Annotated in this window: 9 protein-coding genes and 1 pseudogene; all 10 read right to left on the reverse strand. The window is 41.8% G+C overall.

Going from position 1 to position 12,773, the window contains the following annotated elements:
- Window positions 1-222: 222 nt before the first annotated feature.
- A complete protein-coding gene (locus MA_RS28500; RefSeq protein WP_083755889.1) occupies window positions 223-1,941 on the reverse strand; it encodes a PGF-pre-PGF domain-containing protein in 1,719 nt (572 codons plus the stop codon).
- Window positions 1,942-2,263: 322 nt separating this feature from the next.
- Window positions 2,264-2,548, reverse strand: coding sequence for a DUF2769 domain-containing protein (locus tag MA_RS07375; RefSeq protein WP_226990788.1), 285 nt, complete (start codon window positions 2,546-2,548; stop codon window positions 2,264-2,266).
- A gap of 1,320 nt (window positions 2,549-3,868) precedes the next feature.
- Window positions 3,869-5,521 carry an AMP-binding protein gene (locus MA_RS07380; protein ID WP_011021438.1) on the reverse strand — a complete coding sequence of 551 codons (1,653 nt, stop codon included), beginning with the start codon at window positions 5,519-5,521 and terminating at the stop codon, window positions 3,869-3,871.
- Between the two features lie 94 nt (window positions 5,522-5,615).
- Window positions 5,616-6,071, reverse strand: coding sequence for an acyl-CoA thioesterase (locus tag MA_RS07385; protein ID WP_011021439.1), 456 nt, complete (start codon window positions 6,069-6,071; stop codon window positions 5,616-5,618).
- Between the two features lie 107 nt (window positions 6,072-6,178).
- Window positions 6,179-6,757 (reverse strand): helix-turn-helix domain-containing protein, encoded by a 579-nt coding sequence (locus MA_RS07390; RefSeq protein WP_011021440.1) that lies wholly within the window; start codon window positions 6,755-6,757, stop codon window positions 6,179-6,181.
- Between the two features lie 321 nt (window positions 6,758-7,078).
- Window positions 7,079-8,512, reverse strand: a pseudogene (locus MA_RS07395) (IS66-like element ISMac24 family transposase).
- Between the two features lie 168 nt (window positions 8,513-8,680).
- On the reverse strand, window positions 8,681-9,778 hold the full coding sequence (locus MA_RS07405; protein WP_011021442.1) for an NADH:flavin oxidoreductase: 1,098 nt from the start codon (window positions 9,776-9,778) through the stop codon (window positions 8,681-8,683).
- A gap of 148 nt (window positions 9,779-9,926) precedes the next feature.
- Window positions 9,927-10,772: a hypothetical protein gene (locus MA_RS07410; RefSeq protein WP_226990789.1), complete on the reverse strand. Its 846-nt coding sequence runs from the start codon at window positions 10,770-10,772 to the stop codon at window positions 9,927-9,929.
- 216 nt (window positions 10,773-10,988) lie between these two features.
- Window positions 10,989-11,702: a cytochrome c biogenesis protein gene (locus tag MA_RS07415; protein ID WP_048065117.1), complete on the reverse strand. Its 714-nt coding sequence runs from the start codon at window positions 11,700-11,702 to the stop codon at window positions 10,989-10,991.
- Window positions 11,703-12,089: 387 nt separating this feature from the next.
- Complete coding sequence (locus MA_RS07420) at window positions 12,090-12,770, reverse strand: heme exporter protein CcmB (RefSeq protein ID WP_048065118.1); 681 nt, start codon at window positions 12,768-12,770, stop codon at window positions 12,090-12,092.
- Between the last annotated feature and the right edge of the window lie 3 nt (window positions 12,771-12,773).

Genomic DNA, 12,773 nt, shown 5'->3' on the forward strand with positions numbered 1-12,773 from the left:
TGTCTTGCATCTTATGATTTTTGGACATTTTTTAATTTACTAAAATGTAGTGTGTCAATGCAACGTGTTTTGTGTAAGAATATACTGTATTAATTAGCAGAATCTGTCAAATTAGGGATAGAAAACTCTGCAAAATACGACGAAATTGCAAAAAAGAAGAATTTACAAGAAGAATTTACAACTCTAGATTATTCAAAAAAGAGAAAAATAGGAAGTGAAACCTTAGTCTTGCTTCCTTGAAATCACATAGCCAGCCAGAATTACTGCAGCCAGCATACCGATTGCCAGCAATCCTTTTTTCATGCTTCCTGAATTATTCTCTCCGGCTTCCGAATCGACAACCTCAGATTCTTCTTCTGAAGTTTCGGAAACTGCCTTTGTATCCTTATCCTCTACATAACTCCCAAGAGGCAGAGACGTCCCTTCCGTGTTTTCTTCCGGATAAAGGGCCATTATTGAGAAAGACGCGAAACCTGGAGTATCTGCCTCATAATAGACATAGTCCTCGTCTTCGTCAGTCTGGCTGGTCGGAAGTTCGACCCACTTTTCGTCTTCAAACGCCCAGAGTTTGACAGAAGACGAATCTACTCCGTTTGAATTAATCCAGGTTTTTTCGACTTTGAAACCGACAACTGCGTTTTCAATGTTCTCCGAGCTTGCAGTCCCTTCGTTTCCGACCCAGATATTCGTGTTTTTGTAAACTTTCCCAGTGGGCAGTTCCGTCACAAGGGTGGATTTTCCTTTAAGCGTCTCGACAATGGTTGTGGTTTTCCCGACAGTCTTTTTCGGATCGAATTCAATGTAAGCGATTGAGGTTACATTTTTTGCGAATATGAATTTGGCATGGTTGCCGTTACTGACAAACTGCTGGGCAAGTTCTTTTATCTCAACATTGCTGGCAGGTTCTGGAGAGCCGCCGGCTCCTCCACCGGAGCTGGATGAAGAACTTGACGAGCCCGAACCCGGAGAGGGCGAAGAAGGAGACGACGAATTCGTGTAGCTTATCACTTTAAATATCCCTGTTTTTTCGTTATTCTCTTCGGTAAACTCAACAAACTGGCCCTCTGAATCCACAACTACCTTCAAGTCCATACTTCCGGAACTGGTCGGGACCCAGTTGAATGTAAAGGAAGTTGTCGAATCGGCTTCAAGTCCGGAAACCGTGGAAAAAGAGATCTCATTTCCATCCAGGTAGCATTTTACACTGCAATTTCCGGATGATGCAAGCCCCACATTCTTCAATGTAACTTTGAATGTCACGTTTTCGTTTTCATGGGGATTTTCCGGTTCCCAGGATATGTCCTCGATCATCAAATCGGGATCGCCGGATACTCCAAACGAATTATTGTAAACGTACCAGCCCTGCTGGTCCACGTCACTCGATTCACTCAAAATTCCGGGATACCTCTCATAATCTCCGGTTGCGTCATTCATTAATTCTGCCCTGACTAGGTACACAATTTCCTCGGAGCCTTTATTCGGCTTGACCTTCAGGTTGAGAGTTTCGTTTTTCCCTGTTTCCCAGTCGTACTTTACCAGATCGACAAAAAGATACTCCGATGAATCAATTTTTGTACCGTCTTTGGTCTCAATCGAACTGCCGCTTGGATAGATGTCTACTCTGTCCCCGCTTCCTTCCTTACTCAAGATTTCTTCATTATTCGGAAACGCGACAATAATATGGCCTTCACTTGATTTGTCTCCTTCGTTTTTTGTTGTTACGGAGATCGTAGCGTATTCATTATTGTAAATCTCTCCTTCTATGTAGACAGATGCGCCTATGATTTGGGAAACCACAGTATCTGCAGCATTTGTCCCGGAAAGGTTTTTTGCGTCGGCGGTTGCGTCATCTGAATTTGTTTCAGATGCTGCGGCATTAAATGGTGTCAACAATAAGAAAAACACCAGCAAGAAACACGATATTGTTAGATCTGTTCTCATAATTTCTTCCCCCCAAATACATAACCAAAAGATCCAGTATTAAGAAGATTCTCAATGTTTCATTAATAACTAATATTCAAACAACCATATAATTTAATGGAAATGTAATTTCTAATAAAAATTATGAAACTAAAGTCATCTAGCTAAATAAATTATAAAAAACGATATAAGAAATGAATAACTGCTGATTAGAACCACCGCTAACTAGAATATCTGCTAATTAAAATAACTGCTAATTAGGATGGCTGGTAATTAGAATAACTGCTAATTAGAACTTTATTAATTTCAATTGGGCCCGTTAAATCCTTCCACTCCATCCTTTCTATACGTTTTTTTCTTCTTCTCTTTCTTTTACAGCTTTTCCGGTCTCGCAGAAGTACAGGTTTTGAAGCTTGTATTTGTTATAGATGGGGCATGTCGGGCAATTGCAGCTTTTTTTTGAGATCTTTTCAGGAGAACACCCTCTCGCGCAGAAAAGAAATGGTTCAGGTGGAAAGGGCAGACTCGGGCATGTACCGCAGTGTTCCATACAGATGCGGAGGTTTTCGGGAGTGTCAGCTACCATCTGCCGGATTTCTCCGGTCTCGCTAATTTGAACAGCTTTCAAAGATCTTGATTTAAGCTGCATTTTTTGTTTATGCGATGTGCCCTGTTGTTTTTGTGCCCTTTTTTGAACAGTTTCATGAAAACAGAATGCTTTTCTACATTTATTACCTGAGACCATAATATTCCCCATAGAAAAATTAGATTGATAATAAATAAAACCGCTGGCAAAATTCGATGTCAGGACGAGATGTCAAAACTTAACATGAAAATTCAATATTACTACAGTATACTAGAATTCGATAGGTGACCCGAGGATAGGGATAAACATTTTATTGATTATTTAAAATACGAGTTTACAAGCTATTGAAACAAGCTAAAAGTGATCAAAAATGAAGCATAATATGAAGTTTCCATGCTAATTCAGTGTTTAATTTCTAACTTGTCAAAATATCAAAGAATTTATATATCATAGAATAGTAAAAAGAACTATTAGAAAGATTTAGCAGGGGTCAAATAAAAATACGGGGAAATTCTAAATGAAAACTCTGTAAATAATGGGTTTTCTATTCCATATGTTTTGTCATTTGTTAAAAAAGTGGCTGAGATATCAGTGGTAGTGATTGATTGAGAGCCCTTTATTCTGGTCCCTGGGCTCTCAATCGGATGAAACCCCCTTTAAAGAATACTCCCACATATTCTTTACTCAATTGTAAGAGAAGGCAATAAAAATTTACGGTTGGTTTGGTGATTGATTGAGAACCCTTTATTGTGATCCCTCGGGTTCTCAATCGGGTGAAACCCCTATTAATGAATACTCCCCAAGTATTCTATTTACAAACATGCACCAAAGTGCTTCTCTTACAATTACAGTCTTTTCAATGCTTAAATTCTATATATAATAAATTCCGCTAAATATTCAATGATTAATTAATTTTGTTCGTTTAGTATTATTTGACCGAAGCATTATTTTATTAACTGCTGGAAATTATAGTTAATCTTTAAAATATGGATAGCTTCTAGTTTTTCAATGGCATTAAAATTTTCAATCAAAGCAAAAATATAGACTAGTGTTTCGATTCCAAAATAAATTCCTTATTTCCTGAAAAAAATTCGTGATATTCGGATCTATTCAAAAGTCAAGTTTTATGAACCTACTTCGGAATCGCAGTAGTTGAATTTCAACTTTAAGACTACTATCCTGTTTGAGATTTAAATATCTAGCTATTAGCCTGGGAAGTGAAACTCACAAACCAGGTTTTTTCGTAAATGGAGTGACAGGAAAAATTATGCTCAGGCAGCTAATGGACAAGACAACTCTATTAAAACTAAAACTGAAACTGAAAATTAAAAAACCATCGACCCGAAGGCCGATAGTATTGAATTATTCTTTGTCTTCCTCTCTCTTTTTCAGAAGCTCCACAGCCAGTTCCCTGAGCTTGTATTTCTGGATCTTGCCGCTTGCGGTCAGAGGATATTCATTTACTATGAAGACGTGCTTTGGAACCTTATATCGGGCGATTTTGCTTAGAGCATAGTCTCTGATATCGGCTTCTGTGAGATCGGCACCTTTCTCGAGAATAGTAAAGGCTCCTACGATTTCCCCGTACTTTTTATCAGGGATGCCGACGACCTGTGCATCTTTTACTCCGGGTATGGCGTGCAGGAATTCCTCAATTTCTCTAGGATAGATATTTTCCCCGCCCCGGATGATCATGTCCTTTATGCGGCCTGTAATCCTGTAGTAACCGAGTTCATCACAGGTCCCAAGGTCTCCGCTGTGCAGCCAGCCGCCTTCGTCAATAACTTTTTTCGTTTCTTCCGGCATATTGTAGTAGCCCTTCATTATGTTATACCCACGGCAGCAGATCTCTCCTACAGTATCCGGGGGTACCAGCTCGTTGGTAGCCGGGTCTACAACTCTGACTTCCACGCCCGGGAAACATTTGCCTACGGTCTCGACTCTGAGTTCTACAGGATCATCTACAGTAGTCTGGGTCATGCCGGGAGAAGCTTCCGTAAGCCCGTAGACACTCGTGATTTGATGACAATGCATATCTTTTACTACTTTTTTCATAGCTTCTACAGGACAGGTAGAACCAGCCATGATTCCTGTCCTGAGAGAAGAAAGGTCGAACATATCAAACATGGGATGAGTGTACTCGGCAATGAACATAGTAGGAACGCCGTAAAGGGCAGTGCACTTCTCTTTCTGGACTGCGGCAAGCACCAGGAGGGGGTCGAAAACCTCAAGCATCACAAGCGTTGCCCTGTGGGTCAGGACAGCCATGACTCCCAGCACGATTCCAAAGCAGTGGAAAAGAGGAACAGGCAGACATAGCCGATCTTCATGGGTGAACTTCTGGCGGTCGCCGATGGAGAGGCCGTTGTTCAGGATATTTTTACTTGTCAGCATAACTCCTTTCGGGAAACCCGTTGTCCCTGAGGTATACTGCATATTGATTACATCGTCCCCGCTGACGCTTGCCAGAATTTCTTTAAGTTCGTCATCCGGATAATGACTGCCAAGGAGCATCAGCTCGCTGGTGTTGTACATTCCCCTGTGCTTTTCCTGCCCGACATAGATCACGCTCTTCAGGTATGGGAATTTTTTACTTTTCAGGCGCCCTCTTTCCGAACTTTTTAGCTCAGGGACAAGTTCGTTGATAATTTCGAGGTAGTCCACTTCCCTGAAACTATCGATAAGAGCCAGGGCCTTCATATCTGACTGTTTGAGCACATACTCAACTTCATGGCTCCTGTAGGCGGTATTTACCGTGACGAGCACTGCTCCTATCTTTGAGGTTGCAAACATGAAGGTAAGCCAGTCAGGGACATTCTTTGCCCAGATCCCTACATGGTCTCCCTTTTTTATCCCGATCGCAAGCAGCCCTTTTGCAAGGTTGTTGACCCTTTCGTTAAACTGTCCATAGGTAAAGCGCAGGTTGCGGTCTGGATAAATAATAAATTCGTGGTCAGGGTCGATAGTTACCTGTTTTTCAAAGTATTCTCCCAGAGAATCTTCAATAAGATGCATAGTTTCAGCCTCTTCTTCTGGACTACTTTCAGAAACTGCAGGCTTATGAATGGGGTTTTCATACAGACCAATCAAAAGCGTTCCTGAAGTACATTTAAATAGAGCAGGGAGAGTCCGTATCGGTTTCTGCGTCCGCCGGAGAAGTTTCCATTGAAGGGAACATGTGCCTTTTCAGGACATCGCGGATAGAGTCCGGAAGGGGGATCGCTTTCTGGAGTTTGAAGTCGTAGTAGACCAGTACCGCCTGGCCCTTTACCTTGAGTTCCCCTTCCTGCCAGGCTTCATGCCCGACGGTAAAGGAACTGTTTCCGATCTTTGCAACAAAGGTCCTGATCTCCACATCGGACCTGAAATACATCTGGCTCAGAAAATCAAATTCGGTTCTGACAAGGATCAGGTGCCACACATCAGGGCTGAGGTCAAGGTCCGGGGAGAAAAGCCTGAAAATAGCATTTCTTCCTGTTTCGAACCAGACCGGAAGGACTGTGTTATTTACATGCCCGAGGCCGTCAATATCTCCAAAGCGCGGACTAACATTTATACTGAACATTTTGGATTCCCTAACTCTTAATATCTGTACTCAATTATCCAATTTTTAATCTAAACTTCTGTCAGTTTAAGGTACATTCTTACTCTCTTACCAGGCCTTAGGGGCTCTCAGAGAGGTGCATAGACTACAGCCATTATTCTCGCGTCCTCTTTTCCTGCTGTGTGGACATCATGAGGAACTATGGAATCATAATAGATGCTGTCTCCGACACTCAGCCTGTGAACGTCCTTGCCGTAGAAAATCTCGATTTCTCCGGAAAGGACATAGATGAACTCCTCTCCTTCGTGAGATGAGAGTTTGTGGCTTTCTTCAGGGGAAGAGTGAATATCGATGATAAAAGGCTCCATATGACGGTCTGCTTTATCCGAGGCAAGGGAATAAAAATCAAGAGCACTCTTTTTTGGCTGCTCGGTCTTCCCGGAAAAACGAACTACGTTTTCGGACAGTCCTGCCCTTACCACTACGGGCCCTTTCTGGGGCGCGTCGTCCAGAAAAGTACCAAGGCGGACACCTAAAGCCCGGGCAATTTTTAAAAGAGGGGTCAAGGACGGAACAAGGGCTCCATTTTCTAACTGCTGGATTAACTCCACGCTGCTCTGACTGGCTTCAGCCAGTTCTTCAACAGTCATATCCTGGGCTTCTCTAAGATGACGTATCTTACTGCCGACACGGTTCTCTTCTGACATTATTCTATTTCCTCACACATATTTTTCATGTAGTGGACCCGGCAGAAAAATGTAAACCAGAGTCCCTGCAAACAGCCGTTAAAGCTTATCTCTTTTGTATCCATCTATTATAAAAAATATACGTTAAGACCCGTTTTTCCAGGTAATGATAAAAAAATAATTGTAAACAACAAGCAAAAATCAGTTAGAAGAAAAGAGGAAAAATCAGAAAAAAGTGAAAAAGAAAAAAGTTAGATTGGAAAAAAGAACGCAAAAAATTCGAGTGAAAATAATGGAACAAATAAAATATGAATGAAAAAATAGAACGAAAAAAGTAACTATTCAGGGTATGGTTAACGGCGCTCCCTTGAGCACCGCTATAATACCCTCTAAAACAGATAACCCGTTCTTTCTAATTGTAGAAATATAAGCTCTAATTCTGCAGAAAGCTTCCGCTCCTTGTATCGTCCTGAAAGTTCCTGATATTTTCTGCTGTAGTTTCATCATTCTGATATCTCTTTCTGCCTGATTATTCTCAAACGGAACTTTCAAATCAGTCAGGAATCTCAGGATCTTTTCTTTGTGTTCTATAAACCTATCCAGTAGATTCCTTGCTTTTGTTTTTGGTTTTTTACCACGTTTTCCCTGTTTTTCAGGGTTTAGAGCCAGCGGATTTTCTTCAATTCCTTTCATGACTGCAGCATCAAACCTTTCTTCCAATGCTTTAATTTGCTCAAAATCCAGTTCTTTGAGTTGCTCTTTGCATTCGTCAGTATACTTTTTCATCTCAGTGAGCAATTCATTCATTTCTTTAGCCCACTGCTGTTTATAGTTCTCTTCAATTCCCGTAAGTTCTCTCTGTAAATGAGCATTACACAGAGCATGATCACAGTCATAAGTGTTGTAGGGTTTCCATCCATCATGAACTGCTACTCCCTTAAACTCAGGAAGAATTCCCATAGCATTTATTGCTTCTGATCCTCTTTTTGAGTGAGGAAAATAACAGGTGTATTTATCATTAGAAGCTACATGAAGCCAGTGTCTTTTTCCTTCGATCTTCATACCAGTTTCATCACAATGAATAACAGGAGAAGCCAGTAACCTTTCTCGAATTATGCTTTCAAATTTCTCTAAGTTCTGGAAACATTCTTTTTCTGCTCTAATTATCGTAGCAGGACAGATTTTTATTCCCATAATATCCTCAAAAAACTCAGAAATTCTTTCATAGGGGATAAAATGGTGATTTTTACAGTAAACAGCTGAAGCTAGAATATTAGGGCCATACTGAACTGGATATTTCACAGATTCGGGAAAGGCAGCTTTATTTAATCTTCCACAATGAGGACAGGTCTTAATCTGACTTTTGTGTTCTGTAACAATAAGATTTACGGGAGGAATATCAAAGACCTGTCTTTTCTCATAAGCTTCAACTTCAACATTCTCAAGAGTGTGTCCACATTCTTTGCAGCAACTCAAAGAGTGTTCTATTTCCTACTCAGGCTCATCAACCATTTCAAGAGTTGTTCCAGGATGACCATCTTGACCACCAGGTTTTTTGCCACTCTTTTTACGGAGACTCTTGGGATTGGGCTTCTCCTTTACAAAATAATCAGTAGAAGGAGGTCTACTACTGTTACGACTGTTTTGATTTAAACGAGAATCTAAGGCTATCAATCTTTCAGTGAGTTCTTTTATTTGAGACTCAAGACTCACAATATAAGTAATAACCTCAGGGTTTGAAGCACACAAAACAAGAATCTCTTCACGGGTAGGCATGATAACGAAATGAAATAGGATTCAATTTATATCCAATTTTTCCTCGAAACGAGGAAAAATTGTAGCCGTTAAAAGGCTACCTGAATTGTTACCGAAAAAAATGTAATAAAACTGGAACATAAAAGCTTAAGAAAAAACGAAATTGGAAAAAAGGAGAAGATCAGAGTTTCAATCAAACTCAAAATTGCACCTGATCCCCTCCGAGTCAAAACAGAGGTTGCAGGACACACACCTTGCTTTTTTCACCGCTCCTGACCTGAGTTTGGGGATGAAGTCAGGTTCGCTGATGAACACCCTGCTCATGGAGATCAGATCTGCGCATCCGTTTTCAAGCAGGCATTCCATAACAGAAAGGGAGCGGATGCCGCCCACCAGGATTACCGGAACATTTACGGCTGCTTTAATCATTTTTGAGTAGTTTTTGAAATATGCCTCTTTTGCAGGTGAGTTAATTGCAGTTTTTATGGTCACTCCGCCTGCTTCGCCTATCCCTCCGCTGACCTCTATTGCACAGACCCCGGCTCTTTCAAGAATTTTTGCAATTTCCACACATTCGGGAGCATCGAGGCCCAGCCCCGCCTTTGAGGAACCGGGCAGAAAACCATCCGTTGCATTCATTTTCACAAGAATCGGAAAATCATCCCCTGCATCCTCTTTTATACGCCTTATTATCTCCGTGACTATCCTTGCCCGGTTTTCGACAGAACCTCCCCACCTGTCCGTCCGCCGGTTTGTGTAAGGAGAGATGAAGTTACTCAAAAGGAACCCATGGGCACAGTGGAGCTGGATTCCGTCAAAACCTGCCACCTTTGCCCTCCCAGCTGCCCTGGTAAAAGCCTCTATCATGTCCAGGATCTCCTGTTCTGTCATCTCTCTGGGGACCACTGAAGAATGCCCGTTTTTGACCACTGACGGTGCAATCGGAACAGGATATTCGTCCGAGATGTCTGCCTGCCGTCCTCCATGTACTATCTGGATCACTATCTTGCTTCTGTACCTGTGCACCCTCTCGGTTATCTTTTGGTACGGCTCGATGAAACGGTCATCATAGATGGCCTGCTGCAAATTATCACTCTGCCCGCCGGGGAGGACATAAGAATAACCAGTTATGATCAGCCCAACTTCATTTATTGCAAGCTCTTCATAGAGGTCTCCAAGCCTGGAAGTGGGGGTCCCGTCCTTTTCTGCCATAAATTCATGGGTTGCGGACCTCACAAAGCGGTTCTGGAGTTCCAGGTTACAGACTGTGATCGGATCAAAAATCATAGGAAAAAATAGGTGAGGGAAGGGTAAATAATTATCCCGGATTCCTGGAAAAAAGGAAGAGAAATTAGTTCAGACACAAAGCTTCCCTTAGATGCACAGGGAAAGAAATGAAAGGAGAGGAGAGAAGAGGGAAAGGAAGGAATTTAAATCAAGCAACCTCAATCATTATTTCAATCGGATATTCCGGATTATCTATTAGATTAATGTGCAGTTTTTCAGAAGAACCCAGTTCAACGGCATAATCCGCTCTGACTGTTTCTTCGCATATAAATTCGTTATCTAGAAAAATCTCATACCTGTACATTCCCGGTTCAACGTTTATCTCAGGCGAGCTAATCTTATTTCCGGGATCCAACGTGTACGTTTGTTCGAATATGGATTGATTATAAAAATCAAGAAGCTCAATGTAGACTTCATGAATTTCTTTATCATTATTAGTCAGGGTAAATTCCAGCGGATCTAAGGAATAATGTTTCTTAATTTCTTCCTCTGCTCCTTCATTATAGTACCTCCACAGAAGATGGACAATTTTTCCATTGTATTTCTCCTGAGTGGAAGCGATCCCGTATGATAGCGTGTAAAAATCTACATTAATGCAACTCTCGATCGAATCATTTTTTACCGTGAAATAAACACTGCTTTGCGGCTTTCCGACAATGTATCCTGAGTAAGAAGTTACGTCTGGTTTTTGAGTCTCTCTTTCTTGAAGTTTAAGTTCATAATCTTTTCCTGCGAGGCTCAGGTTTACAGTTCCGTTTGAGGCCAGTTCCTTGAACTTCGCAGGATTTACTATTATAGTTTCAAAATTATCGCATGATTCAGGAGCCTCAATGGAGCTGTTGTTAAGTTTTATTTCTTCAAATATGTCATTCTCACTGCTTTCTAACAGGCTATCTGTTGAACTTTCATTGTCCGCATCTATCATATCTCTGTCATTAACTATGCTCTCGGTGTTAAAGCCTGAATATACCGAAAAAGTCACTATCCCCAGCAAAATAAACCCTGCAGTAGCCAGAATTTTAAAGCGCATAATCTTCCCTCAAAAATTAAAAAATTACTCTCTATATCTGGTGTGTTCTATATCTGTATCGTGCAATTTATGTAACACAAATTGAAAAAACACACATGATATCCTTAGAATAACAGGCACAAATAATGAAAGTAAATGAAATGACTTTCATGCCAAAAAGAAAAAATAGACCGCCAGAAATCAGGCTTCTGATCCGGCAGATCTGCGTGCGTCAAGTTCCTCTCCCATCTTTTCATTCTGCACTTTTATGGAAAAGAGGGTCAAAAAGAGCAGGAAATAAGCTATGAAATTGACAAAGAGGGTCAACTGCAGTGATGTCCCTTCAAGTCCTCCTCCGCTTCCGCCGGTGTTTCCTCCGAACATAAGGGGGTGAGCCGAGCGCCAGAGCCGGATTGAAAAGAAACTCAGAGGCACGGACATGAAACCTAAGATCCCGAAGACTGCCGCGAGCCGGGCTCTTTTCCCAGGCTCTTCGAGGGCTTTTCTGAGCATCATGTAGGCGAGGTAAACAAGGAAGAGGACAAGGGAGGTGGTCAGCCTGATGTCCCAGATCCAGTACCAGCCCCAGGCATCCTTTGCCCAGATCGAACCCGTAATCAGCACAAGGAATGCAAAAAGGGTTCCGACTTCTGCAGCCGAGCGGGCATAGATATCCCATTTGAGGGCTTTGTCCCGGAGGTAGAGGATACTTGCGGCAAATACGACTGCAAAAGCCAGATAGGATATAATTGCTATTGGCATGTGGAAGAAAAAGATCCTGAAACTTCCGCTCAGGACCTCGCCTGCTTCGTCTTTAATCGGAGACAGGTAGAAAAAAATCATGTATGTCGCAAGAAGCATTACACCGGCAGTTGCAACTGCCAGCACTCCGGTTTTTCTGGAATTTGATGCCATTTTGTTCACGTATCTTGATAGGTTCGAATTAACAAAAGTTCAATAATATGTCTCGGTATCGATTCGATTTACTTCTTTATTACTGATTCTATTTATTTCGTTTTTTATTGATTCGATTTGCTTCGTTTTTTATTGATTCGATTTACTTCGTTTATTACTTATCCAATTTTTATCTCTATTTTAAAGGACTCTATTCTGTTATTTTCCTTTTTCTTTCTTTTCCCTTCCTTCTTTTCTTCCTTCAGCCTCTTTCTTTTCCCTTCTTTCTTTTCTTCCTTCAGCCTCTTTCTTTTCCCTTCTTTCTTTTCTTCCTCAGCCTCTTTCTTTTTGCCCTCTGTCTTTTTTCCTCTTCCCCTGATTTCTTCTCCGAGAAACCTCGTTTAACCCTCAGTCCGAAACTACATATTCAAAGACCAGATGTGAGATTACAAAGAATACAAGGTCATAAACCGCGAGCAACCTGATCTCAGGCAGCAAATTTCCTATGCTGTTCCCGGCAAGAACTCCGGCAGTTGCTTCCACCGCAGGGATCAGGACCGGTAGGAGGACCGGCAGGAGAATGACCGGCAGGAGAAGTTCTCTTGTCCGGGTTCCGAGGGTAAGGGCTGAAAGCAAAGTCCCGACAGCAATAAACCCGAAAGTCCCGAGGAAGAGGATGAGCAGGAGCAGGAGCAGGGTTCCTTTTCCAAGGTTGTAATTGAACAGGATGATGAAGAAGGGCAGGGTTACGGCTTCCATAAGAAATACAATCGCAAGGTTGGAGAGGATTTTTCCGGTATAAATCGCACCCCGATCCACAGGGCAGAGCATAAGGGCTTCAAGACAACCGTTTTCAGTTTCCATTACAAAGGTTCTGGAAAGCCCGAGCATTCCCGCAAAGGTGAAAGCAATCCAGAGAACTCCGGGGGCAAGTTTTTCAACCTTTGAGCTATCCCCGAGAAAATCCCCAAAAGAAATGCTGAAGACCACAAGCACCAGAAGCGAGTAAATGAACATCGAGTTAAGCATCTGTTTTGTCCGGAACTCGGCTTTAAGGTCTTTTGCAGCGATATAAAAGCTCCGGATCATTTC

The sequence above is a fragment of the Methanosarcina acetivorans C2A genome (genome assembly GCF_000007345.1).
In the GTDB taxonomy this organism is placed as follows: domain Archaea; phylum Halobacteriota; class Methanosarcinia; order Methanosarcinales; family Methanosarcinaceae; genus Methanosarcina; species Methanosarcina acetivorans.

Excerpts from the sequence above, each read along its gene's own strand:
- MA_RS28500 (WP_083755889.1), bottom strand. The coding sequence starts at position 1,941 with ATGAGAACAGATCTAACAATATCGTGTTTCTTGCTGGTGTTTTTCTTA.
- MA_RS07380 (WP_011021438.1), bottom strand. The coding sequence starts at position 5,521 with ATGCATCTTATTGAAGATTCTCTGGGAGAATACTTTGAAAAACAGGTA.
- MA_RS07385 (WP_011021439.1), bottom strand. The coding sequence starts at position 6,071 with ATGTTCAGTATAAATGTTAGTCCGCGCTTTGGAGATATTGACGGCCTC.
- MA_RS07390 (WP_011021440.1), bottom strand. The coding sequence starts at position 6,757 with ATGTCAGAAGAGAACCGTGTCGGCAGTAAGATACGTCATCTTAGAGAA.
- MA_RS07405 (WP_011021442.1), bottom strand. The coding sequence starts at position 9,778 with ATGATTTTTGATCCGATCACAGTCTGTAACCTGGAACTCCAGAACCGC.
- MA_RS07415 (WP_048065117.1), bottom strand. The coding sequence starts at position 11,702 with ATGGCATCAAATTCCAGAAAAACCGGAGTGCTGGCAGTTGCAACTGCC.
- MA_RS07420 (WP_048065118.1), bottom strand. The coding sequence starts at position 12,770 with ATGATCCGGAGCTTTTATATCGCTGCAAAAGACCTTAAAGCCGAGTTC.